Annotated in this window: 20 protein-coding genes and 1 pseudogene; 12 read left to right on the top strand and 9 right to left on the bottom strand. The window is 51.8% G+C overall.

Annotated elements, in window-relative coordinates; translation table 11 throughout:
• Positions 1–6: 6 nt before the first annotated feature.
• The 11 genes from E9954_RS10050 (at position 7) to E9954_RS10000 (ending at position 12,219) form a co-directional block, all read left to right on the top strand.
• On the top strand, positions 7–1,830 hold the full coding sequence (locus tag E9954_RS10050) for a hypothetical protein (RefSeq protein WP_136079046.1): 1,824 nt from the start codon (positions 7–9) through the stop codon (positions 1,828–1,830).
• Positions 1,827–3,272: a serine/threonine-protein kinase gene (locus E9954_RS10045; RefSeq protein ID WP_168442138.1), complete on the top strand. Its 1,446-nt coding sequence runs from the start codon at positions 1,827–1,829 to the stop codon at positions 3,270–3,272. The genes E9954_RS10050 and E9954_RS10045 overlap by 4 nt, the downstream gene beginning before the upstream one ends.
• Positions 3,269–4,402, top strand: coding sequence for a hypothetical protein (locus E9954_RS10040; RefSeq protein ID WP_136079044.1), 1,134 nt, complete (start codon positions 3,269–3,271; stop codon positions 4,400–4,402). The genes E9954_RS10045 and E9954_RS10040 overlap by 4 nt, the downstream gene beginning before the upstream one ends.
• Positions 4,395–4,904, top strand: a complete 510-nt coding sequence (locus tag E9954_RS10035; protein ID WP_136079043.1) for a hypothetical protein — start codon at positions 4,395–4,397, stop codon at positions 4,902–4,904. The genes E9954_RS10040 and E9954_RS10035 overlap by 8 nt, the downstream gene beginning before the upstream one ends.
• Positions 4,901–6,565 carry a Lon protease family protein gene (locus E9954_RS10030; RefSeq protein ID WP_136079042.1) on the top strand — a complete coding sequence of 555 codons (1,665 nt, stop codon included), beginning with the start codon at positions 4,901–4,903 and terminating at the stop codon, positions 6,563–6,565. Before E9954_RS10035 ends, E9954_RS10030 begins: the two co-directional genes overlap by 4 nt.
• 15 nt (positions 6,566–6,580) lie before the next feature.
• Positions 6,581–7,165: a hypothetical protein gene (locus tag E9954_RS10025; protein ID WP_136079041.1), complete on the top strand. Its 585-nt coding sequence runs from the start codon at positions 6,581–6,583 to the stop codon at positions 7,163–7,165.
• 14 nt (positions 7,166–7,179) lie between these two features.
• The gene (locus tag E9954_RS10020; RefSeq protein ID WP_136079040.1) at positions 7,180–7,755 is read left to right on the top strand and encodes a hypothetical protein; all 576 of its coding nucleotides are present in this window, start codon (positions 7,180–7,182) and stop codon (positions 7,753–7,755) included.
• A gap of 125 nt (positions 7,756–7,880) precedes the next feature.
• On the top strand, positions 7,881–10,280 hold the full coding sequence (locus E9954_RS10015) for a type IV secretory system conjugative DNA transfer family protein (protein ID WP_168442137.1): 2,400 nt from the start codon (positions 7,881–7,883) through the stop codon (positions 10,278–10,280).
• Positions 10,267–10,869 (top strand): hypothetical protein, encoded by a 603-nt coding sequence (locus E9954_RS10010; protein WP_136079038.1) that lies wholly within the window; start codon positions 10,267–10,269, stop codon positions 10,867–10,869. The genes E9954_RS10015 and E9954_RS10010 overlap by 14 nt, the downstream gene beginning before the upstream one ends.
• 73 nt (positions 10,870–10,942) lie before the next feature.
• Positions 10,943–11,938 carry a TOTE conflict system archaeo-eukaryotic primase domain-containing protein gene (locus E9954_RS10005; protein ID WP_136079037.1) on the top strand — a complete coding sequence of 332 codons (996 nt, stop codon included), beginning with the start codon at positions 10,943–10,945 and terminating at the stop codon, positions 11,936–11,938.
• Positions 11,935–12,219 carry a helix-turn-helix domain-containing protein gene (locus E9954_RS10000; RefSeq protein WP_136079036.1) on the top strand — a complete coding sequence of 95 codons (285 nt, stop codon included), beginning with the start codon at positions 11,935–11,937 and terminating at the stop codon, positions 12,217–12,219. Before E9954_RS10005 ends, E9954_RS10000 begins: the two co-directional genes overlap by 4 nt.
• 214 nt (positions 12,220–12,433) lie before the next feature.
• Here E9954_RS10000 and E9954_RS09995 read toward each other — a convergent pair whose 3' ends face one another.
• The gene (locus E9954_RS09995) at positions 12,434–13,870 is read right to left on the bottom strand and encodes a tyrosine-type recombinase/integrase (RefSeq protein WP_136079035.1); all 1,437 of its coding nucleotides are present in this window, start codon (positions 13,868–13,870) and stop codon (positions 12,434–12,436) included.
• Positions 13,871–14,544: 674 nt separating this feature from the next.
• Here E9954_RS09995 and E9954_RS09990 point away from each other — a divergent pair.
• A pseudogene (locus tag E9954_RS09990) lies at positions 14,545–14,991 on the top strand (transposase); the annotation flags it as partial.
• A 43-nt stretch (positions 14,992–15,034) separates the two neighbouring features.
• Here the strand turns inward: E9954_RS09990 and E9954_RS09985 are convergent.
• From E9954_RS09985 to E9954_RS09955, 8 genes are all read right to left on the bottom strand, one after another.
• The gene (locus E9954_RS09985) at positions 15,035–16,339 is read right to left on the bottom strand and encodes a glycoside hydrolase family 71/99-like protein (RefSeq protein WP_136079034.1); all 1,305 of its coding nucleotides are present in this window, start codon (positions 16,337–16,339) and stop codon (positions 15,035–15,037) included.
• 59 nt (positions 16,340–16,398) lie between these two features.
• Positions 16,399–17,658, bottom strand: coding sequence for a prolyl oligopeptidase family serine peptidase (locus E9954_RS09980; protein WP_136079033.1), 1,260 nt, complete (start codon positions 17,656–17,658; stop codon positions 16,399–16,401).
• Positions 17,659–17,719: 61 nt separating this feature from the next.
• A complete protein-coding gene (locus E9954_RS09975) occupies positions 17,720–19,273 on the bottom strand; it encodes a sulfatase (RefSeq protein ID WP_136079032.1) in 1,554 nt (517 codons plus the stop codon).
• 28 nt (positions 19,274–19,301) lie between these two features.
• The gene (locus E9954_RS09970) at positions 19,302–20,621 is read right to left on the bottom strand and encodes a sulfatase-like hydrolase/transferase (protein ID WP_136079031.1); all 1,320 of its coding nucleotides are present in this window, start codon (positions 20,619–20,621) and stop codon (positions 19,302–19,304) included.
• A gap of 36 nt (positions 20,622–20,657) precedes the next feature.
• Complete coding sequence (locus E9954_RS32420; protein WP_168433640.1) at positions 20,658–20,834, bottom strand: hypothetical protein; 177 nt, start codon at positions 20,832–20,834, stop codon at positions 20,658–20,660.
• Positions 20,834–22,240, bottom strand: a complete 1,407-nt coding sequence (locus E9954_RS09965; RefSeq protein WP_136079030.1) for a purine-cytosine permease family protein — start codon at positions 22,238–22,240, stop codon at positions 20,834–20,836. The genes E9954_RS32420 and E9954_RS09965 overlap by 1 nt, the downstream gene beginning before the upstream one ends.
• Positions 22,237–23,658 (bottom strand): sulfatase, encoded by a 1,422-nt coding sequence (locus E9954_RS09960; protein ID WP_136079029.1) that lies wholly within the window; start codon positions 23,656–23,658, stop codon positions 22,237–22,239. The genes E9954_RS09965 and E9954_RS09960 overlap by 4 nt, the downstream gene beginning before the upstream one ends.
• Complete coding sequence (locus E9954_RS09955; RefSeq protein ID WP_222847129.1) at positions 23,652–25,004, bottom strand: sulfatase family protein; 1,353 nt, start codon at positions 25,002–25,004, stop codon at positions 23,652–23,654. The genes E9954_RS09960 and E9954_RS09955 overlap by 7 nt, the downstream gene beginning before the upstream one ends.
• Positions 25,005–25,014 lie beyond the last annotated feature (10 nt).

Raw genomic sequence — 25,014 nt, 5'->3', positions numbered from 1 at the left:
GAACTAATGATCTGGAACACAAAGGAACTGATCGGCCTAGGAGTCGGAGGAGCGGAGCCGCGAGTTGATTTGTACTCGCCGGAGGATCTATCCCATGCGGTGAGCACGTATCCTTCGGCCAATGGAAGCATCTATGCCTTTGATTATTCGCCCGATGGTACAGGTATGGTGATTGGAAACCGGAACGGTGATGTCGATACCCTGCGTCTTGCCGACCCGACATCCTTGTACTCCGGTGAATGGAGCGCGCAGGCGCTGCCTCACAGGGTTGCGGGGGTAACCCAACTCATTTGGACATCAATGGACGCGGTATGCATCTTGAACGAAAGCGGGGCTGGCTGGTGTTGCAACCCCAACAGCGAAGCCTCGTTCATGTCATTTATGGAGACCGGCAGCCGAAGGCTTGCAGCCCTTTGCCGGACGGAAGGGGACGAAATCCTGGGTTTTGCGGAAGACGGCACGTTGCTTGCGTGGCGAAACGGTGAATGGGAGTCGCCAGAGTGTTTCCACGGAAATCCCCCTTGCTGGAACAACCTGCATGCACGGCCGATCCATTGGAGTGCCGCTGGCGCGATCATCTACGTTTCGCCGGGCCGGCGGCTCTCTGTGCTTGACGCGGCCAGCATGGAGCCTCATTCCAATGCTCCGGACACATGCGCTACGGACTGCATCTCCGCCGATGACAACTTCTTGCTGGCGGTTGACGCGGGAACCCGAAGCGCACGCCTTTGGGATAGCGGTTTTAAGGCCATCAGGCGCATTGGCGGCCTTCCTCGGGATCTGGTTCAGTGCGTCCTCCTTGATACTGAACAACATAGTGCCCTGGCAGTCGATAAAGCCGGTAATGCTCTGCTGCTCGATCTTTCAGCGCACAAGGCGCGTGTGGTATCGCGGCTTCCCGGTTCGGACTACCGCGTGTGCACAGCGCGGCCACGCAAGGTTCGGCAGGCAGCGCATGAGCAGCGAATTCATGCCGAAGCAACGCAGGTGGCCCAGGAGGCACTGAGTGCCATAGGGCGCGGCGAAGTTGAGGGCCGTAGTTTGGATGCCCTGGACGCAGCCGGATACGGACATGTATCATATGCGCTCCGCGCCAGCGTTGCGGAAAAAGACAACGATTTGGCTGAGGCAATCCGCCTTACCCGCATGCAAGTCGATAGCTTGCCGCCAGACAATCCCTTCTCGGCAGGTTCGCTACAGCGCTACCGCCGGCTTCTCTCCGAGGCGGGGCTTCTGCCTCTTTCCGGGCAAGACGGGCCTGGTGCGCATCCATGCGGTTCCCAAAACCGGGATGCGCCGCATCTTGAGGTCATGGCCATGCCCGGGACGATGGAAACCCTCTGCGAATGCGCAACGGCTGCCGGCATCCCTGTTACGGGTTGCTGGCACATCAAGTCCCTTTCGGCGATAAATTGTGGAGGCACTCAAGTAGCGCCGACCCGGTTTGCTGCAAAATACAACGATGTCGGGAGGGCGCCAATGGCGTGCCCGGCAACCATGCGCCTTGGCAACACGTCCCCGTCCTCCGTTCGCCAGGCGGTTTTATTCCCGATGGAGCAGGGGAGTTCCATCAGCCTGATCTTGGGCTTCGAGTCGAAGGGCGGCTTTTCGGCTGTCGAGCCTATCGTCGTATTCAGTCCGGTGCCGGTTTCTGACGGTACAAGTGTTGCCGGGCGCAACGTCCAGATGCTTGCAGATTATCATCATCTAATGGGTTCTGATGCAACCAAAGCGCGGCTGGCGGAGTTGATTCGCACGAGCACGCATGTTCTCCGCCGCATCATTACAGAGTCACGGTCCCTATGTTTCCGGAAGGGGGAAGTCAAATGAGCAAACAGAAGATGCAAGAGAAGGACGTTATGCCGAACCGAGATAATGCTGTAGTCGGATATGCATCCGATTCTCCCAGGGTGATGCTTTCGTCCGAACGAATCGATCCGGGCGAAGTCATATCCGGCCGCTATGAAATAGGGAATGCCATTGCGGGCGCGCCGCGGCATCTGGTGTGTCGGGCCCGGGAAAATGTGTCAGGACGCGAAGTGGTTCTGAAGATATGCCGCGAAGCAAAAAGTGCGGAAGGGGATTCTGCTTCCGGATTAAGAAACGAAGCTCGCATCGCCGAGCACGCAGGGCATCATCCCAATGTTCTGACATACTATAGCATAGACCACCTGCGAAGCGTTCGGGGCGACACCTTGCTGGCCCTTGTCACGGAAGCGGCTCCTGAAGGGTCACTCAGAAACCTCTACGAGCGAAATGCCGACAGTACATCCATTGAAGATATTTTTGCTGTTATCCGCCAAGTATGTGCCGGCCTTTCGCATTTGCATAACAAGGGAGTTCTTCATCTCGATCTTAAGCCGGAAAACATCCTGCTGTTTGGAAAAACGGGCAAACTTGCCGATTTCGAATCCTCGGTCATTCTCGGCTCAACGGACGCTCACCCGGGCGACGATCAAGGGGATGGATTAGAGATCCGAAAGGGGACAAAGGCCTATATGGCACCGGAGCGGTTCGTGGTTCAACGTGTCGCGGAACTCGGTCCGGCAGCGGACATTTATTCCCTGGGAATCATGCTCTATGAGCTTGTCGGCGGCTCGGGACGACCTCCCTGGACGGGATCGGCTCAGTATATTCGTGACGGCCATCTGAGAAAGGATCCTCTTCAAGGATCTACGATGGGGGCGGCGGTAACCCGGATTATTTCCAGATGCCTTCAAAAGGATCCGGGCCAGCGGTACCAGTCCATTGATGAACTGCTGCCGGATCTTGACGCAATGGAGCAGGAGATTGCCGAAACGAACGAGCCGTGCGTTTGCGATCAGGAGCCGAGCGTCGAAGCCAAGGCGGAAGCCGATGCAATATATCGCGAGCTTAATCAGTCAGCGTCGACCGGAGAAATTGAGGAGATGCTTGAACTGCTGGCCGAAGCGGAGAACATCTACCCCTCGCATCCCGAGGGACGTCTGGCCAGCCTCCGGCTTGGGCGCCGTGTCCGGGCATTCAGCAAGAGTATCAATTCATGTGCCGAAGCAATGGCGTCAGGGAATCTCTCCAGAGCGTTACAGCATGCCAAGGACGCAGCCAATATTAATCCCGAGTCGGTGCCAGCTAAAAAACTCATTGGATATTTGGAGCCAAAAGTGATTGAAGCCGACCTTCTGGGGGCTCTTGAAAAACGGGATTTCGAGCAGGCGCTCAAATGCGCCGAAGCTCTGGACGATCTGGAATTCAACGTTTGTGAATTGCCGGAACCAGGAGTGAAGTCATGAAAATATCATATCCAGTAGATTCATATTGCGACCGAAGCACGGGGCGGAAGGAGATTCCCTGCGACGAATCGTCGCTGCCGGATCTTGCCCGCAAAATATGCAGAAAACGTAAGCGCGATGCGCTGGCATGCATTCATGAGCGGCCGTTCTGCCGTTTTGCCGGATGCAGCAATGGAAGGATCATCGACTTCCTGTCCTACTTGAACGACGAAGCGGAGAACGCAGGGTATTCGTTTATCGACCGCGCATACGACATGACCATCGACAAGTTTGCCAAACTTCCTTCTGCAACGCCGGGTGAGCGCAATGGAGTGGATTGTACCCGGTACTTCGGTGCGTACCTTTCATTCATCGAGAAGAAGCAGGAAATACTCCGGACTATGCATCCTCTTGCCCAAGAGCAATTCGAGGCACGCGCCCTGCAGCGTCTGGTTCGGCATCATTACGAGTTGTCCCTGCGCGAAGCGCGGCGAAACGGTCGCTCCAGCCGGTACGTTATCCGCGCCAATGGGAAATCCATTACCGTTTTGATGCCTAAGCAAATCGCCGGCGCCGCACGCCGTAAATGGATTGCTGAAAATGCAGGAACAGTCGATCCAGGGAAACCTGGGGAACGGGAGCGCATTCAAATGCTTATCGATGATCGTCTGTCGGGTCTCCTGATCGGGGACATTCATGAGGAAACAATGATGACGGATCCGTCCTATGGAGTGCATATGCCGCCCATCCCGGGAGAAGACCATCTGGGGCTGACGGCTGCGGGGCTCGCCGAGGCTGTTGTTGAAGAGAAGACGCAGGGGATCTACAGGCTTAGGCCGGCTATTCAAAAGCTTGGAAGGAGTGAGCTGGCATCACTCATAAGGAAAATCTTCAACGGTTTGTCGGAGGGCGACTACCGTCCGTCTGAACTTGCCCGCGAATATGGCCTTTCAAAATCATCGCTATCGCGTTTCGCCGGGACAGGGTGGGGCAATCATGACGGCTCTCCGCAGGATCGGATGCCGGATCTTTGGCTCAATACGGCGAAAGTGTTGTCCAGCGACCCCGAATTCGCGGAAGCCGCTGACTGCTACCTGAAACGCCTGGACTCCAGGTCTGGAAACCAACGGAAGGAGGATGGCCATGAATAGCTATGAACAGCTTTACTTTATCCCGATTCTGGATGACGCCACCAAACAGGTTGATCGACGGGACGCCTACCGGGACGCACTCTCCAGTATAGATGCCATGGGTGCCTTGCCCGGGTACCATGCCGGTCATCGTCTGTTTCTGCAATTCATCGCGGCAGCCAGACCATCCTCGTTTCCAGGTCTGCTGCTCGAATGTGACGGGGAGTTGGTGGCTCGTATAGCAAACTACTCAATAGGCGAGGAGATACTAATCTCCGACTTGTTGCCAGGGCATTATCGTCTTTCCTTGTCAATCGGTCGGGTCATATGGATCCAAGGGCTGGAGGCCCGTGACCTACTTTGGTTCTCGGCCTTTCCCTCCGCTCCAATGCGGCTTGCGGCAACCTCCGGCGATGAAGAGCCCGTCCCATCCATTGAGGATACGGTCATGGATGGAGCTATCACGGTGCGGGTTTTCCCGGGGCTCCATTCCGGAACCATTTCAATCAGGATCGCGCCATGAAACGTAACCCTCCATCTGTAATCGGCCGTGCGAAGACCGTGCTGGTATTCGAGAACGGTAGTGCGCCCAAGGCTGTGGTCACCGCCGTGATCGCAAAGGCGCAGGAGTGTGATAAACCGGATCGACTCACCATTGCCGGCACGCTGCGGTTTGATCTGGCTACTCTCCGGCATATCGAGGAGAATGTGCTGCCAGTTGTGGATTCAATATGCGCCGGTCTTGGCATAGGCCCGTTCGGATTTGAACTGTCCGGCGTTAACCTGTCCGCGGCATCCAACGCCGATGTTGGAATAGATGTCTCCGGCTTTTCCGCTGACGCGCCCGTTTTCGCGGCCATGCTGTCGGCCGCCCTTAATATTCCCTTGGTTCAGGATGTCGTTCTGACGGGGCACATGGCATCGGTTTCCGGCGATATCCGTCTGGTGCGGCATATCCCTGCAAAGATTCAGGCCGCGATCGACGATGCCGATATCGAAGGGTTTCTCTATCCTGATGTTGATGCGGACAGCTCCAACCGTTTCCTCCCGGCTGAAGAGCGCAAAATCCTGGTTGCAGCTATCCAAAAAGCACGGCGGCACATACGTATTACGGCGGTACGTACGATTGAAGGGATTATCTCTGCGGTTTTCCTGGAAGAGGACATTGTACGATCAGCCTTAAGAACTGGATTCGGACTGCCGGATGACATCGATTCCGCAGGGGATGATCCGGTTATGCGCACAATCCAAAAACTGGGAGGCCAGATTCCTGAGCGGTTCCATGTGGTTCTTAAAAACACGGTCGCCTCGGGCGATTCCAGGGAGCTGAAACCTCTCCTATCCGAGTGGTCGGATTCATATCTGCGGCGCAGCCTTTATCCGCATGGATTCGGCACCCGCCTCCGGAAACTTCTGAGTGTAATTCCCCTGGAGACCCAGAGGGGACTTGAGTATCCCCTGGTTCCGGTCAGTACGTGCATACGCCTCAGTCAATACGCCACCGCTGACGATGGCGACGATGTCGTCGCGCTATATGATGCGGCAACACGCCGCCGGTCGACACACTACGCACATCTTCATCCGTCTGCGGACGATGGCCCGGTGTCCAGCACGCTTGCGATAGTCACGGCCGAATTGCAGCCGGAAAACCTGGCGGAAAGAATCGGCCTTCCTATCGACAGGGCACGCGCCGGTTACGCACTTTACAGTGTCACATCGGAGTCCCAGGCCGAGACACTGGGTGTGGCGGCGGCCTTTTATCTCCATATGACCCAGGCTACGGGCCGAACCGGAGAGCATGTGACTGCGGAAGAGGTCATGCCTGAGGCCCATGCATTGATGGGGGAAGCCTTTGCACGCGAAGGTGGAGGAGTTGCCGCCTATGCTGAGGCTAGGGATGCCACGCGCGGTGGGCTGAGACACGTGTTGGACCGTATGGCTGATGAGTATAAGAAGCGAAGGCAGGAGGAGTATATCCAGTTTATCCTCGCCACGGCTTTCGATCGAGAAGACTACCGGGCGAGGGTTGCATTCATGGAAGATTTTCTGAAGGCGCACCCGGAGGCGCTACCGCCGCACCTTGCCTCCGAGCCGCCGGAACGGTTCGCTGACCGGTATGATGTGATCATCCGGTCATTTGTAGATTCGATGGAACAAGTAAAACGAGTGATTGGCACTCTATAGAATAGGAGACAAAAAATGACGACAATACAGCAGATAATGGATGCTCTGGAAGAGCGGAGCATTGCTCGCAATATTGGTATTCCGCATGACGAGGCACGCATGCGGTATCCCTTGTCGAGCAACACGGTAGGTTCGTTCGAGGCGTTTGCCATGGTGACAGGCGATTACCTCAACCATCACACGGCAACCTGCGTTACGAACGGAGGGCGCATGTCGACCGGACAGGCCCAGAGCAGAGCGAAGGAAATGATTGAGCGTGAATATCGCAACAACAATGGTGGCGACATCGTCTCTGCCTACAATGATGCCCATGATGGCACGAATGGCGGTATGCGCAGGATCCTCGACATCATTGCCGATGCCTGCAAAGCGGAGGCGGTCCAGCACTACGTGCGGTCTGTATTCGACAGCTACGTCGCTCCTAATTCATGGGAGGACAAAGTGGAGATTATCCGGCAGTTCATGCAGCACTTCGATGCCAGCATTCCTTCAAGCGTACGCAGGGATCAGCCGGAGCGATATGCACAAAACTACCGCGATCTCATCGACGCCTTTGTCCAGGGACTGCGCAAGACATCATCGATGTTTCGGCGGCTTTAAATGAGGGCGGGGCTATGACAACAAGCAGACTCCAGCGCCTGTTGGCCAACATCGAGGGTATTCCCGACCGCATCGATCAAAAGGTTGATGCGGCGCTGAATGGCTTCACCGCGAAGTTCGCCATTCTCACGGACTGGGATTCGTATTGTGAATGCCTTGCCCGCTGCCTGACCCATGTGGAGGCTTCCTTGCTGGGAATCAAGCCGGGCCCCGTTGATGTCCAGTTCTGTTCCGGTCGGTGTTGGCATTTGTTGAAACGGAAATATGGGGACAGCGCGGCGCAGGCGGCTTTTGAAGAGGTAAGAACTGGAAGCGGCGGAGGGCTGCGCGGTGTATTGCGCACTCTGGCATTGGAGTATGGTGCGGAATACTCGCGCAATCTGATATCCGTCACGGTGGAATCGTATTGTTCTCATCGAAGCGTCGAGCAGTTGATCGCCGACGCGGAAGAATACATAGCGGCATACCGCCGGATCCTGCCATCAGAGATCTCGGAAGGATCCGGGGCGCGCATCCATTCCAATTTCCGCAAGGCCCTCAAGCAACATCCGGATCTAATGCGTCGGTTGCGCAGAACACCTATGCGTTAAAAAGGCCGTGCAGGTTGCAACAGCTCTCCCTGCGCTGCCGCTATCTTATAACAGATATGCAGATTGCTACGATAGATCAGGTGAGGCTTGAGCGCGCTGCCCCGAGGATGGCGGCGAAAAAGCTCATGTCCCTTTTATCAATGGAAATAGCCAAAGGCTGTTCGCCGAAGATAGAGGTGGAACCCGTGCGGTTGGAGCCGTGCTATGCACTGTTCGGTGTGGAGGATAATACTGAACAGTCAACGGCGATTCCGGAAGTTCCCATTGTTTCCGGTGAGTGGATCAGGCTGCGCATCTGGGTGTCGCCTGAGCAGAAATGTGATTGGAACAGGTCTGAGATCCTGCTGAAGTCCATGGCCAGCCTGACCCATCGTGTCGCATTTGAGATCTCTGGAAATATGCAGTCCATCACTATTGGCCTGCTTGTGCATAAAGCGGACGCCTATGTGCTTTCCACAATATTTCGCGGGCTGTTTGAATGCTCGGAAGTTACGGTTGATCGGGAGCCGTTGCTGGAATGTGTCGATAGGGGGCGGGATACGCGCATCTATCTGGCCGACTACTATCCCGATCCGCCGTACTCCCATTTGCTGACATCGTACGAGGAGCTGAACTCTCCGACGTTTATGTCCCTTATCCAGGCGTTGTCGCAAATTCCCGCCTCCGATATAGGCTTCTACCAATGTGTATTCCAGCCCGTTACGGCGACGAATGACTGGCACCGCAACGTGAAACGTTTGCTGGATTTGGAATATGAAATCAATCTCCATGGGCTCTACAGTCTGGGGCGGCGCATCATGCAGCAGGCCCCGTCGGGCGATCTCCGGAGCATGGCAAGCGATGTCGAAATGAAAGCCCACAATGATCGGCCATTCTTCAATGTGGCGGCCAGAATCGGTGTTATTACCGGAAAGCCTCATCCGCCTCCAACGCTTTTGGCCGTAATGGCCTTCATGAACCTTTATCAACATGGAGGGCGCCCGTTGCGCCATGTTGGAGACCGGGAGTATCGGAAAGCATTCACGGATTTGGACATGCTCCGGATGATCCAGCGAGGGACGGTCTATCGTCCGGGCTTTCTTGTGAATTCCCGCGAACTGGTCGGCCTGGCCCATCTGTTCCACGCCAAACTCGTCGAGCAGCGCAGGCTCCCCCTTGCCGCATTGGAGACATTGCCGGTCAGGGATCAATCCCTCCACAGCGGGACGTATATTGGCGACAGCCGGTATGCCGGTGAGAAGCAGCGTGTTTGCATCCCTGAAGATATCCGCTCCCGCAGCACCCATATTCTTTCCGCCGCCGGAATGGGAAAGAGCACGGTTTTGTTGAACATGCTCCGTCAAGACATTGAAGAGGGTGGTGGGGCCGTGTTCATCGATATTCATGGGGATGCCGTCAAACAGGCCCTGACAATCATTCCGGACGAGCTGCGTCATCGCACCATCTATTTCAATCCCGGCGATCCCGATTGGGTGCCCCTGTGGAATCCATTGACCTTGGACGCCGGAGAAAATATTTACCGGAGGGCAGACGATATCGTCGGAGCTCTACGGCGGGTGTTCTCGGACTGGGGTGATCGTTTGGAGCATGTCATACGAAACGGACTCATCGGGTTGTCATACCTGAAGCACGCATCGTTGCTTGATCTTTACTGCCTGGTTCGGCAGGGGAGTTCGGAAAGCGAAGAATTGAGGCGGATGATCGTGGAAGCGGCCCAGGACGAACCTGTCAAAAAGTTCTGGCAGCACGATTTTTTGAAGGACTATCGTAAAACCGACCTGCAGGCCCCCAAGCACAAGCTGTCGAAGCTGGTGTCCGCCGGTAATGTGTCGCTCATGCTTTCCCAGTCCGAAAACCGTATCAGTTTCCGGCGGATTATGGATGAAGGCATGATTCTTCTCGTCGATCTATCGTCCGTGGGCAATGATGCTGGGGAGATTCTCGGTGCCTTCATGCTCTCCCTGTTTCTTAACGCGGCCATGAGCCGCAGCGACACTCCGATTGAACAGCGGAAACGATTTTCGATCTTTGCGGATGAGGCACACCGGTTTGTTGCAGCGAATGCCCTGGAAAACATCATTGTCCAGGCGCGTAAGTTCGGGATCAACCTATGTCTGGCCCACCAGTATCTGTCCCAGTTCGGGACGCGCCAGGTGGACGCCTTGTCTACCGCCGGGACAACGATTCTTGGGAAAGCCGATAAGCGCGATAGCCAATTCTTTGCAAAGGATATGCAGGATCTTGTTGATCCGAAGGATATCATGAAGCTGGAAAAGTATGAGATGATCGTGCGGATTGGAAAAGAGGTCGTGCGAATGGAAACAAGGCCGCCACCTGAAGCCGAGAGCGGGGATTGGAGGGCGATTCTCGAAAACACGCACCAAAACTACTGCATGCCGGTCGATGCGGTCCGGAAAGGCCTGGCCCGGCGGTCCGAACGATGGAACTCGCCGTTCCGTGACCTGTCCGCCGATGAGATGGGATGGAGCTTTACGGAAGAGGATTTGGCCTATGAAGAATTTTAATGGAAGTCCCTCTTCAATTTTGCACCGTCTGGAAGTTGAACTGGCCGGTGCGGCTTGCGTGTGCGGGTTTGATGATGCCGCCGCCGAGTACGTGCCGGCCACGGACGCACCGGCATCATTGGCTGAATTTGAAGCAGAGATCATCCGCTTCACACGTCACCTGTTTGAGAGAGGGATGACACCTTCCCGCCGCATCTCGGATTCTGAGGCATACGTTGCCGGCGTAGAAGCTCTGGAGCGCGCCTATTCCCAGAAAACCATGGGAGGATATGCATCGGCAATCATTGAGGTTCTCGAAGACGGATCAGCCGAAATCGATACGATTCTGCAATGGCTCGCGGAGGCATTGAAGGAGCAGGAGCTAGCCCTCCATAGGTCATGTGTCCTGGACTGTTTTCTCCATGGACTTGATTGGAATTCCAGAATGCATCTCGCGAAGGAGATCCAATCCCGATACGGGTTTGGCGACGACGCCGTGTTCGGCGGGCTGGAACTGCATGCCCTCGCGAATCATCTCGCAACCTTGCTGAATAGCCATTTGATGGCTGAAGAAATGCCGAGGGCGTTGACTCTATCTGAAATGACCTGATCGCATCTGCCGCTATCCTTGTGAAGAGATTGAACTCCTCAGCAGTGTTCACATTGAAAGGATAGTTTCAGGAATGCACACTACGCAGAAACAGATTGAAATTTTTCGCAGTCGTTTCGCCGGTCGCACGGATGTGTACGGTACGTATGACTTCAAAAGCGGGCGAAGCTGGCAGGTAAAGCAACCGGTGACCGTTGATGTTGTCTGCCGTCACCTTGCCGGTGTTCAGCCGTTAGGAGTTTATCCTCTGGTCGGCGATAAAGTGTCTTTTGCTGTGGTGGATTTTGATTCCCACGACGCAGCGCTGCCGTTAGCCTTTCGTTCCCTCTCCAAGGATGCCGGCATTTGTACGTATATTGAGTGCAGCAAGTCCAAGGGATATCATTGCTGGTGGTTCGTCGAACGTGGCGGTGTGGAGGCCCGACTGGTGCGCCGCACCATGCAAGCCTTGCTGAAACAAATCGGCGCTCCATCAACGGAAGTGTTTCCCAAGCAGGATCGCCTTTTTACACGGAAACAGTACGGCAACTTCATCAACCTGCCTCTCTTTGGGCAGCATGCATCGATAGGACGCACGGTATTCCTGAATGAACAGATGAAGCCTTTCGATGACCAATGGTCGATGCTGGCGGGGATTGAGACGGTGTCACGAAATAATCTGCTCCGCGTCGCAAAGGAAGAGTCATCCAATTCCGGTCACGCCGCATCTGCCAACCACAAGGCCACGACCAATGGCAGGAAATACGGCCTGAAGCCCTGCGCGGAAAGGATGCTTGCCGAAGGAGTCTCTGACTACCAGCGCGTTGCCTGTTTCCGCCTGGCGATTCAGCTAAAACTGGCCGGTTATGCTTACAACCAGACTCTTGCGATCCTGAGCAGTTGGGCCAGCCGCAATCGTCCCAATTCGGACAAGTCTATTATCCGAGAATCTGAAATTCAAACCCAGGCACGTTGTGCGTATAAGGGAAACTATCGCGGCATGGGATGCGAAGACCCTGCCGTCATGCCGTTCTGCGATTTGTCGTGCCAGCTCAAATTAGGCCATTCCATTGAGGGGAGCACACGATGAAACCGGCAACGATTGAACTCATAAAGAATGTCCTGTCCACCGATGATACGGTATTGCCGACAGACGCACAGAAAGTGTTGAAGCAACTGGCAGCGGTCAATGGGGAACAAAAGCCGCGGCCTGGCACCATTAAAGAGGCGGCAAGAATCCTTGATGTACATCCGGTTACCGTCCGGCGTTATGCCAAGGCCGGACTTTTAAGCACAATCCGCCTTTCCGCCCGCAAAGTACGCTATAACCTGAATGAGGTGGAGCATCTGGCTCAAGCCGGGATTGATTAGCTTAAAGACGGATCAATGTTTTGGGGTAAGAATTTTTGGAAATACAGAATACGAGTTATCGTGCTGTGAGGTTAATGAAAACCGCCCTCGCCCCCGTTGCTTAGGTGGAGAGCCTGGTGTTAAACAATATCTGGAATCCAGGAGTTTAGGTAAAAGATGGTGGTGGGGGATGGATTTGGTAGCTGTACGTTTCTCTCGTTAAGTGATGATGAAGTCATTGAGCCAGTTCCTCCCGGATCTGCTCCCAGTTCTCCGCCGTCATCGCCTTTAGTTTCTCCTTTGCCCATTTTGGGATGGGAGAGGGGAGCTCTTCAAACTCAGCATCGCCGATGTCTGAAGGCATCGCGAGGGCCGCTTGCTTGGCGGCCTTTTCGCCGATGTGCGTATAGTGCGCGGTCATGGCTGGATTGCCATGGCCAACAATAGCCTGTACGACTGCCTGTGGCGTCCCTCGTTCGGCCTGCAATGACACGAAGGTATGGCGAAGCGAGTGGAAGCCGACTTCCACCACAGCGCGTTTGCCAGTCGATACCCGGATGTATTCTCCGGGTTTGTCTGGATTTGGTTCTAGTCGGTAGCCGGTGCCATCCTTGTGGGTTTGAATGCCCTGCGCCTCGAAGTGCCTTTGGGTTTCGCGGAAAATGATCGATCTGCGGATGCATTGCCCGTCCGCATTATGGTACGTATAGAGTTCTGCATATTTCGGCACGACATAGCCCTTGCGCTTACTTTTGGGCGTCCTCGAAAGTCGACTGTGTAGGACAGCTGCTATTCCGATGGTAACGGGCGCGGCCTTGTGGCTCTTGATCTTGTTTGGTACACGGCGAATAATGCCACGGTTTAGATCAACTTCACCCCATTTCAAGGTTGAGCAATCGCCTAACCTCAAGCCAGTAAATGTCCCAATGTAAAGTAGGGTTTTCAGTTCGCCAGTGGCCGCGTTGAGAACGGTCTGTAGCTCCTCTAGGCTTAGTTCGCGGCGGGCTTCGGTCTTTAGTTTTTTACTTTTTATTTTTTCGAACGGATTGGATTCGAGTAGGGCGGGGTCTTTTAATGTATTGAAAAACAACTTCAAAAAGCATGTGTGTTTATTGTAGGTATTTGGGCTAATCTTTTTCCGAGAGAGATGGCTAGCGTAGTCAAGGGCCACCTTGGCAGGAATGTCGCGCAGATATTTAACTTCAGATTTGTGCGCCTGAACCCACTTGGCGAAATTTTTCCAGTATCCGCAATAACGCCTTAGAAGATCATCTCCGCTATCGAGTCGTTCAGGGCTGGATGTGTAAGCATCCCATGCGTCGGTGATGGTCAGTGGTGGGTTTACATCCTCGACGGCTTGTGCATGTTCCCGCTCTGCTGCCTCAAGTTTTGCTTTGACGGCGTGGAGTTGGTCTGTCTTGTTGGACGTGATGAACGGTGCTGTAATCCTTGACCGTTCCTTTTCGGCTTTATCTTTGTCGGTGATGGGTTCACCGTTTTCGTCAACTAGCCGTTGGCGGGTGCGTTTCCCGTTTACACGATACTCAAGGTAGTATATCCCTGAGTGCGGATCGCCGGCGGAGTATTCCTTTCCGTCTTTACCGCGCTTGTATAGTCGCCCGGTTCCGCGTTCGCTGTAGGTGGCCTTCTTTTTTGTGGAAGCCTTTTTCATGCTGAACCTCCTCCATTGTTACGTTCTGTTTATATGTGATCCAAACAGTATGTAGAAAGACGATTCTAATCAATTGAAATACCACGGAAATACCACTATATAATTAAATAATGCTATAAATAAAGGGTTGCATGTAGTTCGGCACGGGATTCAAAATCCCGCACTTTGGGATATGTGGGTTAGAGTCCTTTCCTCGGTACCATTACCTTATATGCTGTTATCGTTGGTTTGTTTCCTGATTCGATGTTGTAAATAGATCGCTTTTGTTACTAACAGATCCAACTGTCAAACCTCCTGAAGTACATCTGAAATACATCAGAGCGGGCTCTCCAGCAAATACGGGGCGAGGGCGGATTTCTTTAATCATATGGTTCTCCCCGAAAGGGAGAGCCCACTATGACTCTCAACCTGTAATTCTCGAAATTCTTAATACCTTTAGCCCGAGTGTATCCGGATGAGAGTCTGCGTGGTTGTAAATGAGCTTGTCGGTGTCGTTGCACCTGAATCCAATTAATCCTCTAGTTGACATTTTTTATCACCACTATAGAGGGAGGACTGCCGATTTAAATGGCTGACTCCCTGTCGGTGGAATTCAGGGTTCAACGCCCGTCAGCGGCGTTTTATAGAAACCGGATAGGAGTTGTGGAGCCTATGTTCGGTATTCTGATTGGAGCAACCAGACCGTAATGCTCACCGGGTTCTACCCGAAGCAGCGTTATCCCGAAGCACTGCGCAGAATAAAATACCGCGACCCCGAAGGGCGGGTGCTGGTGTTTCTGACCAACGATTTTTCACTGCCTGCCCTGACGATAGCCGAACTCTACAAGGCTCGGTGGCAGATCGAACTATTCTTCAAATGGATAAAGCAACACCTGCGCATCAAGGCCTTCTTCGGCACGAGTGCCAACGCCGTCAAGACGCAGATTTGGATCGCCGTCTGTGTTTATCTGCTCATCGCCATTACGAAGAAGCGGCTGAAAATCGAACAGTCGCTCTACACAATTCTACAGATATTGAGCGTGTCCGTTTTCGAGAAAATGCCGCTTTTACAGGCGTTTCAGGACGGGGAATGCAAGAACAACGGGGGCGACTTTTTCAACCAGTTGCAGCTGTTCGACTAATACTGGGACACTAGTGATAAAAAGGATAGAATTATAACCACCTCTATTTTACTTTTTTCATATCCCTTTCGGGCATTTTTTTAGAGAATGGAATCTCGTTTCGCAACATTTTTCCTGCCATCCCTGTTAACCAAAGGTAGTGATCGGGTGGCACCTCGTAGGGCACAAAGCGAGTGCGCGCCTTAGACCCTTTGGGCTTGAGGGGCACGACTTGTACGCACTTAAATATCGCCGTAGCCTCATCAACCTCATCGAACATTGCCACATAAATCATCTCTGCTCCTACTTCGATGTTTACTGTCAAATTAGCCCAAAAGTACCTTCCCTTTTCTCTCGGAACTTCATTAAATTCTTTGGTGGGCTGCATGTTGTGCCAGCTAAAACCGGGATTTGCTACAGGAACAAAGTCTATACCATTTTTTTTACACCATTCCATATCGGCTGTAATGCGCTGTTTTTTTTTCGTTTCTACCTCCTCAATAGTAACATCACCTCCCATCCATGGAAAAACAATGTCCACTTTTTTAAAGACTTCATGTAAATGAGGGTCAGAAATAGAACGCTGGTCTAATGTTCGCCATGTGGGAGAGGTTCCCACTAAAACAGAAAAGTTATTTGCTTTAAAGTAATCAATGATTCTTTCTGTCTCCTCTAAAGAGTAGTGGCCACTTCTGGATTTGTTCCCTACTCCCCATAGCCCTATCAATGGTTTTCCGTTATGGTGCAGGTAGTTCTTAGTATTTCGAAAATCGTACTTTTTGTTGATTCCTTCAAAGTCAGTTATAAGTGCGTCGTACAACTCTTGTCCTTCAGATTTAAACCTACTCATGTCATACATCAAACAGATAGCTCTGTCATACTTTTTTGAGGCTTTCATGGCATGGTTAAGAACAGTGTCTATCGCATCTTCTCTTCTTCGAAGATGATCTACAAATCGTTGTATAAATACCCCATCAATGCCATACTCTTTCATCCAACGAAAGTGAGTCATGACAGTACTTTTATCATACGAACTGAAAAGATAGGCGGGTTCGCCATTGGGATAAACAAAGTTGGTTTTATACTTCTTTTTATACTCAGCGGTGTATGGCCAACTATCAATGCTTATATACCCTTCTTTAATACGTTCTTCAGTCGAATAGTGATTCCAGCTTTCGCCACTTCCGTCACCTTCGCAATTAAACCACCCCTGATAACCTGCCATAATCAACCCTTTGTATGTGGGATACATTTTGTTGCCTGCCGAATAGACATTACCACAACAGATAATGAGAACGATAATAGGTAATGCCCTTGCGTAAAATTTACTTTTAATTTTTTTATTCATGATATTTAGATAATAATTCACATACATATTCCAGTGTCATCCCATAGAGGGCGCTAGCCGAGTGCTACCGCTCGAGTTTGTTATTTCAAATACTCATCAAAAAAATTATATATCGCTTTTAATGTGTGTGGATTAGACGTTGTCTGATGTTCGTCAAACGGTTCTTGGGTATAGATAAAGGGAACGCTGTTCTCTTTGAGTTTTCGTGACAGTGCTCTTACCTGCTCTACCCGGTCAGCATCTGCCGCTCCGGTTGATAAAAAGATGGGGGGAGCTTGTGGCGTGACGTAGCTTATGGACGAAAATCTTAAATACAACGTGGGATCTTGCGTATAGTCACCGAAATTTTCTATCAGACTGTCTTTGTATTTTTTACGTGTAAGCGGATCTCTTACTGCTTGCACCAAGTCAAAGCGAGAGGCGAAAAGCAAAGCAACTTGTATACTCTCATTTTCTTCATAGTAATACCCCCCCTTGTCCGTGGCTTTTTGATGATCAAAGGCTAAAAATGAAACAGAAGAACTCCCTTTGGAAAAACCAAAGGCGCCTATCTTATCCTTGTCGATATGGTACTGGTGGGCATTATGACGCAACACTCTCACTGCGGATTTTATCTTTGCTGAGGGCATTACATCATTCTCCGGGGCGGGATGATCTATTTTTGCCGCAGCGTATCCATGGATTGCAAAACCTTCTATCAGTGCGTCATCAAATTTGGTGGATTGCTCATTGGACATCCTTATAGCTTTGCTGTGTGATGATTGCATCACCAATGGCACGGCCACCTTGCTCTTGTAGGGATACCAAATATCCATTGCGTGGCTGCCGGTCTCATTTTTATAATATTCTATATTAAAAGCAATAGTATAGCCCTCCGGTATCACAAATACTCTATCGATATTAAACACGTAGGTTTTTTGCAGTGTGTTTACAAAATGACGTAGAGCAAGAACATCTTTATTGATAGTGGGTACCTCGGCGCGCTGGTCCTCTTGGTAATCAACGACTGCAACATGACAGCCCCCCTCGGTCAGCAAGGTTATTATCTCTTTGTTGTATTCACCACTGTGATGAGGCAAGCCTTTTAAATAAAATACCAATGGCGTCTCTTTTTGTGCGGTGTCAGAAACAAATATCTCTACCGGCATTGCACCCCTTATGACACTTTTAAAAGTGGGGGTGGGAGTTGGAGTAGGTTCTGAATTTGCAGATGCGGTTACCCCACAAAAAAAGGACAGGGCAATTGAAATCAAAATCCGGGTCACCCCAAACTTTAACGCGCCAAGCCACTCCGTTGGGAATAAGGTACTAATCGATTTTATAATGCCTTGTTTGTTCATATACTTTGCCACTATTGAGACCTGAATACTTTGTGAGGTTATTTCCGGTGAATGCCTACTCTTACTTCGCTAAGTCATCCACTAAACGAATGAATGGTCCTTCGATATTTCTTATCCCTGTTTCAGCATTTACGTCTTTAAGAAAATTATCTAGTTCAGTTTCCAATTCTTTTGCAATCTCAGGATTGTCCTTTATAACATCGGTAGTTTCGCCCAAATCATCAGCAATATTGAACAGCTCTACTTTAGGTGTGTTTTTATATTTTGTTTCTTTCGACCAGTATTTAATTAATTTAAAATCTCCCTTGCGAATAGCACTTCGGGGTAATCGATGCGATGATTGGTGATAAATGAAGTACTCGCTATTTCGTTCTACTTTTTCAATACTTTCATCCAGAAGTAATGGAACCATACTACCGCCATCAATTACTTCTGTCATTTCAACCTTTCCGCCTGCCAGTTCGGTAAATGTTGGCAGGAGGTCTAACCCAGACACTGGTATTCTGCTTACTCTATTTTCTTTAATTCCTGGGCCGGCAGCCATAAACGGAACCCGCAAACCACCTTCATAAAAGGAGTGTTTTCCGTCACGCAGAGGAATGTTCCGGTTATGCTGAGTTGAATAATAAGCTTCAACCAATTTTTTATTTTCGTCGATTACTGCAATTTGGTTTAACGATAACCTTCCTCCATTGTCCCCCATTAAAAATATATAAGTATCATTTTCTATCCCCTGATCTTTTACAAAATCCATAATCATTCCAACCCCGGTATCCAAATCTTTAAGCATGGCTGCAAATTCAGGATTGGTATGTCGTTCACCCTGTTTTTTGTTTTTGAAATACTCGTAAGTTTCTTTTCGTGAAACCAAAGAAAGGTGTGCAGCGTAATGCGAAAGCTGAACGTAAAAGGGTTTCCCTTCAGCAATACTCTCTTTCATAAAATATTTTGCGCGGCTTGTAATACCAAAAATATCCTTGGCATTTTTATCGTCCCAATGCCCACTGGGCTTACTCCCTCTTTTACTCTTTGACGGATTTCCAATATGGTTCTCCTTCATGTATTCATCGGCAGCTTTCGTATACTCTCTAACATTCAAAAATCCATCACCGAAAATCTCGCCACCGCTGTTAGCTGTCATTCCATCGTCGTAATCAAAACCGGCATCTTTGGGATGCATGGCAATGTGCCATTTCCCAAAATGAGCCGTTTTATAATTGGAATCAGCTTTTTTAATGGCTCGTGGAATCGTTAACCAGTCCGCTGTTTTTTTGTGCCAATCGGAATCTTTATTGTAGATATGCCTTGCCGCATTTTGCCCGAACATTAAACTGTTTCTACTAGGCGAACAGATTGGATTCGGTGCATAACCGCTCGTAAACAATACTCCTGACTTAGCCAGTTTATCCATGTTTGGCGTTTCGAAATAATCGCTTTTCGACTCCGGGATATTGGGGTCAGCTCGGTGCGAAGTGTGTGTCCAACCCTGATCATCGGTTAGAATGAAAATAATGTTCGGTTTTTTAGCAGCACGATTGTTTAAGGCCATACAGGACGCGGTAAATAATATCGTAGTTGAAAAAATCACAGTTTTAATTAAGTGTATTTTGTTCATGTTTTTTCCGATTATTTAATAAGGTGCATTATTTCTTCTGGGTAACACTCTTCCAATATTGCTGACTCACCTTCTTGAGATGAGCAACGACTTCAGGGTATTCTCCTACCAGATTCTTTGCCTCACCCAGATCGTTAGGAATATCGTAGAGTTCAGTCTTCTTGCCTGTTACAACCAGCTTCCATTTCCCTTCGCGGACGGCCCAGGCCTTTCGTGATTTCCAGTTAAAACTCTTGTGAGCGGAGGGCGCATCCGCAGACTTGATGATTGGCATCAGACTCTTGCCATCAATTTTGTGGTCTGCAGGTGGGAGTTTGCACAGCTCCAGGATCGTCGGATACCAGTCGCAACCCGTAGCCACTTGGTTGCGAACCTGGTTTTTGGGCAGATGTCCGGGCCATGAGATGATGGCCGGAATGCGCAGTCCGCCTTCGTAAAGGCTTAATTTTTCACCGCGATGCGGACCGGAGCTTCCGCCGCCACCGTGGGCGCGAACCTCCTTAGATGCTCCGTGATCGGACTGGAATATCACAATGGTATCCTTCGTGAGTCCCAGATCATCAACTTTCTTGAGTAACGCGCCGATTCGCTCGTCGGTAGTTGAGAGAAACGCCGCATAGAGATTGCGCGGATAAGGAAGATCTTTATAGTATTCCAGCCATTCAGGTGATCCCTGGTAGGGGTAGTGGGGCGTGTTCATAGCGAAGTAGATAAAGAATGGTTTGTCCTTGTTTTTGTCGATGAACTCGCCGGCTTCTTTGACCATGAGGTCCGGGAAGAACTCTCCATTGTGAAACACTTCTTTGCCGTTGCGCCATAGATCGTGTTTGTTTGGTCCGCTCCAGTAGAAGAAGTGGGAGTAGTTGTCGATGCACCCGACCAGATGTCCGAAGGAGTAATCGAAGCCCTGGCCGTTGGGGATGGTCTGCTCCGAATGCCCGAGATGCCATTTGCCAATATGTGCCGTCGCATAGCCGGCTTTCTTGAGTTCTTCCGCGATCGTTACTTGGGATGACGGCATGCCAACGCTGTTGAGATCGACGTTGCCGTTCAGTCCGCCGTGCTGCGGTGTGCGACCGGTCAGGAGCCCGACACGCGAAGGAGAGCAGACCGGGGCTGCGGCGTAGAATTGCGTAAATCGCACGCCGCGTTTCGCCAACGAATCCATATATGGCGTAACCAGATCCTTGGCGCCGTAGATGTTCATATCAACAGAGCCCTGATCATCAGTAAAGATGATGATAACGTTTGGCTTTTCAGCAACACGATTGCTTAAGGCCCTACAGGAAGCGGCGAATAACATCGTCGTTGATAAAATCACAGTTTTAATTAAGTGTATTTTGGTCATGTTTTTTTCCTTTTTTTATCTTCTTAATTAATCATTTCAGCTTTCGCTCTTCCGCCCCATCCAACAGAGCGCACTGGCGAACCAGGCGATGGTCGCGACGAGCATCAGCGTTTTGTTCAATTCAAGCGTGATCTTTTCCGCATAGAAAAGAAGCGGCGCGACCACGAGCAGCACAAGCGCTAGGTAAGAGATAATTTCCATTATTTTTTTCATTAGGCCTCTCCCTTTTGCTGAAGCTTGCTTAGACCGATGTAGAGCGCGGTGGCGATGAACCAGCCCGGCAGCGAAACAAAGTAAATCTGGAATTGCGGTTTCCCGGTCAGAACCAACCCGACGCAGATCGCTAGCGTGGCAATCCAGGCGATGCCCGCCGCCCAGTTGATAGAGAGCTTCCGGTGCTCTGCGTAATATTGCTTGAGACCCAATTTCGGCAAAATCCAGAAATCGGCGAAAACCACCGCGCCCATCGGCATGAGAATTAGACCATAGAGCGCCACGAATCCGAGCAACCGCATGGCGATGGCCGGAAACATGCCCGCCAGCGTGGCCAGCAGCCCGGTACCGATCGTGACGGCGAAGCGCGACTTGTTCGGCATGATCGCCTGGAACGCGAGCCCCGCGCGGTAGATCGTTGGGTTGGCCGTCGTCCAGCCCGCAATAATCACGCAGATAAGCCCAGCGACGCCCGCAGCGCGATAGGCCAGCGGACCGGGCAATACGTTGGTGTTCGTTGGATCCATATGCAACTGCAGCGCATACAGGATTGACGCGGCAAGCCACGCCATGAAATGGCCGACATACATGCCCGAGGCAGAGGCGACGCCGTGCCATGATTTTTTAGCAAAGCGCAGCACCGAGAGGTCGGACATGCCGACATGCATCGCCATGTTGCAGAACCAGGCAAAGAAGGTGACGTGCCAGAACGTAAACTTAATCTGACCCGGCAGCGGATCGCCGCCCTTCCAGATCGAGGTCGTGCAGAGTTCCCAAAGGCTGGAAAGCGAGTTTACTTCCGCTCCGGTCACTTCAATGAATTGACGCAAGCCGATAAACCCAAACCCAAGGAATACCAGCACCATCCAGGGTGCGGCGATATTGGCGACCTTCGAAACCGTATCGTACCCCGCGGCAGCAACCACGGAGATGATCGTCCCAATGCCGAGCACGGCCAGCACCCAGCCCACACTATTGGGCAGCAAATCGTTCAGTCCCGGCATCGGAAAATTAAACCAGACGCCCAGAGCCGTGGCCGACACCGTGATCATCGAACCCGCGAGGAAACAGAACATAATCCCGTTGGCCAGATTATAGAGTGTGACCAAGTTGCGTCCGCAGATCTTTTCGAGTTGATAATAGAGCGTCAACCGGCAGCGCATCGCGATCGGGGCACAGAGGAACATCCAGCTCAGTACGGCCAGCAGATTGCCCAGAAATAATCCGCCCAGCACGTCGAATGCACTCACGCCCGCCGCGACGAACAACGGACCGATCATGAGTTCCGTTCCGGCGCAGTGTTCACCGGCATACATACCGACAAAGGCCTTCAGCCCCCGCGTCTTCGATTCAGGCACCGGCTCGCGCTCGAACTCACCATGTTTTTCCTGCTTTTCTTCCGTCATGGTTGACTCCTCTTTTCAGTCGCCGTGTACGCCTTGTGTCCAGTCGAATTTTTCCCGAGAATCGGGTGAAAGGTGATCGGTATCGCAGCACGATGTTGCTCCAGCACATTTTTCCTTTCCGGATTACCGGCTAGGTTATTCCATTCGTTCGGATCGGCCAGTCGATCGTAGAGTTCTTCGGATCCATCATTGTAATGAATATGGCGATACCGCTCGGAAACGATGGCTACATTGCCGGGCCCGAAACTACTGCGAGCCACATGCGGCCAGTCGGTCGCCGGGTTTTTCAGTAAAGGTTTCAGCGAATGCCCCTCAAGTTTCGGATCGGATCTCAACCCGGTCAAATCGAGCAGCGTCGGGTAGATATCAAGCAGTTGTACGGCCTTGTCGCAGATTTTAGCTTTAGCCATTCCCGGGCCGGCTATGATAAGCGGCACACCCGCGCCGTCCTGCCAAAGGGTTCGTTTGGCAAAACGCTCCTTCTCACCCAGATGAAATCCGTGATCGGTATAGAGCACGACGATGGTGTTGTCGGCATAGGGGCTGGCGTCCAGCGCATCGAGTACCCGCCCGACCTGATGATCCACAAAGCTAACGCATGCCAGATAGCTCTGTACCAGCGGTTTCCATTGGTTGTTTTCTTTCGCCCATTCCAGGGTTGGGGCAATGTGTTTCAGTCGAGTCAGGTTGATGCCATACTCAGGCACATCCTCCAGATCGTTTTCACGCACTGCGGGCAGTTGTACGGTTTCGAGCGGATAGAGATCGAACCATTTTTGCGGCGCATACTGCGGCACATGGGGACGATAAAACCCGACCCCCAGCCAAAACGGTTCATTATGTTCCTGCTTCAGCTGCGCTTCGGCCCAGTTCGCAATCTGATGGTCAGGCATCTGCTCGTCGCGCGCGGGAAAGGCACCCCAGTCCCAGAGCGGACTACCAATAAAGGGGCTGAGCTTCTTTTCCGGCAGTGGCCCGAAACCGCCGAAACCACCGCCATAGTTCGGGATGTAGGCCTCGTTCTGTCTGCCGCTGTGAAACAGCTTCCCGGCTCCCGTCACATGATAGCCCTCGTCCAGAAAACGCTGCGGCATCAATGTGCTTTTCATAATGACCGGCGATTCCGCGGGAGGCGGATTCAGAAAATAGATGCCGGAGGTTTCGGGATATAGCCCGCTCATCATGCTGGCGCGCGACGGATTGCATACCGGCGACTGGCAGTGCGCGTTGGTGAATAGCACGCCCCGCTTCGCCAGTCGGTCGATATTGGGCGTCTTCACCTGCGGATGCCCGCCCATGCAACCAATCCAATCGTTAAGATCATCGATCGCAATCAGCACTACATTGGACGGTTGCTTTGCCTGAGCTACACCGATAAGCAACAAAGCAATCAAGACAGCAATGAAGCGTTTTACCATGAATTCACCCTCCGTTCTTTGAGCGGATACCAGCCTTCAATAAGCGTGGAGAGATGGCTGACTTTTTCCGAGTTACCACGGGCTAGATTATTTTTTTCGTTTGGATCGTTCTTAAGGTTGAAGAGTTGCGGGCCAAGCATATTGGTCTTGTGATTACGGTTGTCCCGACTTTTGCCATCGTAGGTAAGCATCAGTTTCCAGTCACCTTCAATGACCCAGCGATACAGTAGCGAAGCTTCGGGGTTTTTAATATCCGCAATATCATGAGCAAAGCATTCTCCAAAGATTGCTTTACGTTTAATAGGCTTCTGTTTTTCCATTTCAGGTAGCAGGTTCAATCCTGGAACAGGAATGGCAGGCGAGTCGGCACCGGCCGCAGCGAGGATCGTGGGAAAAATATCGAGGCTGATAATCGGCTCCGGGCGATCCTGCGGCTTGAGTTTAGCTGGCCAGCTGAAAATGGTGGGTTGACGGGCACCGGCTTCGTAGGGTGTGCGTTTGGAGCGTGGCGCATAGCCATTGCTGTCCGTGCGCTGAACCCAGCCGTTGTCGCTGAGATAGACGACCAGGGTGTTTTCCAGAATGCCCTTTTGCTCAAAATAGCTGAGCAGTTCGCCGCAGGTTTCGTCGAACCATTCGCACATAGCGTAGTATTTGGCTACGGGTAACGGGTGCTCAGCTTTGTATTTCTTCAGCAGTCGTTCAGGCGGCGTGTGCGGCGAGTGCGGCATAAAGGGTGCATACCACATAAAGAAGGGCTTTTCTTCGGCCAAAGCCATATCGATAAAGTCGGTGCACTCCTGGATTCCTTCACGGCCGATCTTCAGTCCGTCGTCGCCATGACGCCCCCCTTTTTGCGGGAATCCGCGGGTCATGCCGTGGGTAAAACCGCCGCGCCTGTAATTGCCTTCCCACCACTTTCCGCTTTGATGCGTCAGGTACCCTTGGCGAACCAGCAGCTCAGGCAGCGTATCGAATTCGTCGATCTTGGATATCAGGGAAGCCTTCGCCTTTCTATAGGCTTCCGGCGATGTGTTGTAGCGCTCCTTTGAAGGATCATTCCCGGTAATCCCGTTACGGTGACCGTAGTGCCCGGTGACAAGATTCATCAAGGACGGGCGGCACAGCGGTGTCGCGACATACCCCCGACGAAAAAGCACACCGCCTTCGGCCAGTTTATCGATGTGAGGCGTCTTGATGTCCGGATGTCCCATGAATGAATAGTCGGTCCAAGACTGATCATCACTGAGGATGAGCAGGATATTCGGTCGCTCGGCGGCCGGTGCAGCACATACCCCAAACAGCAAAACAGCTGACATCGAACCCATCCATTTATTCCAACTCATAACAACCTCA

The sequence above is a fragment of the Pontiella desulfatans genome (genome assembly GCF_900890425.1).
Lineage (GTDB): Bacteria > Verrucomicrobiota > Kiritimatiellia > Kiritimatiellales > Pontiellaceae > Pontiella > Pontiella desulfatans.
Note: the sequence above shows the minus strand (reverse complement) of the source record. Positions and strands in the feature narration are given on the sequence as shown.

Bases quoted from the DNA above. Each gene is read 5' to 3' on its own strand.
- E9954_RS10050 (WP_136079046.1), top strand. From the start codon at position 7: ATGATCTGGAACACAAAGGAACTGATCGGCCTAGGAGTCGGAGGAGCG.
- E9954_RS10045 (WP_168442138.1), top strand. From the start codon at position 1,827: ATGAGCAAACAGAAGATGCAAGAGAAGGACGTTATGCCGAACCGAGAT.
- E9954_RS10040 (WP_136079044.1), top strand. From the start codon at position 3,269: ATGAAAATATCATATCCAGTAGATTCATATTGCGACCGAAGCACGGGG.
- E9954_RS10035 (WP_136079043.1), top strand. From the start codon at position 4,395: ATGAATAGCTATGAACAGCTTTACTTTATCCCGATTCTGGATGACGCC.
- E9954_RS10030 (WP_136079042.1), top strand. From the start codon at position 4,901: ATGAAACGTAACCCTCCATCTGTAATCGGCCGTGCGAAGACCGTGCTG.
- E9954_RS10025 (WP_136079041.1), top strand. From the start codon at position 6,581: ATGACGACAATACAGCAGATAATGGATGCTCTGGAAGAGCGGAGCATT.
- E9954_RS10020 (WP_136079040.1), top strand. From the start codon at position 7,180: ATGACAACAAGCAGACTCCAGCGCCTGTTGGCCAACATCGAGGGTATT.
- E9954_RS10015 (WP_168442137.1), top strand. From the start codon at position 7,881: ATGTCCCTTTTATCAATGGAAATAGCCAAAGGCTGTTCGCCGAAGATA.
- E9954_RS10010 (WP_136079038.1), top strand. From the start codon at position 10,267: ATGAAGAATTTTAATGGAAGTCCCTCTTCAATTTTGCACCGTCTGGAA.
- E9954_RS10005 (WP_136079037.1), top strand. From the start codon at position 10,943: ATGCACACTACGCAGAAACAGATTGAAATTTTTCGCAGTCGTTTCGCC.
- E9954_RS10000 (WP_136079036.1), top strand. From the start codon at position 11,935: ATGAAACCGGCAACGATTGAACTCATAAAGAATGTCCTGTCCACCGAT.
- E9954_RS09995 (WP_136079035.1), bottom strand. From the start codon at position 13,870: ATGAAAAAGGCTTCCACAAAAAAGAAGGCCACCTACAGCGAACGCGGA.
- E9954_RS09980 (WP_136079033.1), bottom strand. From the start codon at position 17,658: ATGAACAAACAAGGCATTATAAAATCGATTAGTACCTTATTCCCAACG.
- E9954_RS09975 (WP_136079032.1), bottom strand. From the start codon at position 19,273: ATGAACAAAATACACTTAATTAAAACTGTGATTTTTTCAACTACGATA.
- E9954_RS09970 (WP_136079031.1), bottom strand. From the start codon at position 20,621: ATGACCAAAATACACTTAATTAAAACTGTGATTTTATCAACGACGATG.
- E9954_RS32420 (WP_168433640.1), bottom strand. From the start codon at position 20,834: ATGAAAAAAATAATGGAAATTATCTCTTACCTAGCGCTTGTGCTGCTC.
- E9954_RS09965 (WP_136079030.1), bottom strand. From the start codon at position 22,240: ATGACGGAAGAAAAGCAGGAAAAACATGGTGAGTTCGAGCGCGAGCCG.
- E9954_RS09960 (WP_136079029.1), bottom strand. From the start codon at position 23,658: ATGGTAAAACGCTTCATTGCTGTCTTGATTGCTTTGTTGCTTATCGGT.
- E9954_RS09955 (WP_222847129.1), bottom strand. From the start codon at position 25,004: ATGAGTTGGAATAAATGGATGGGTTCGATGTCAGCTGTTTTGCTGTTT.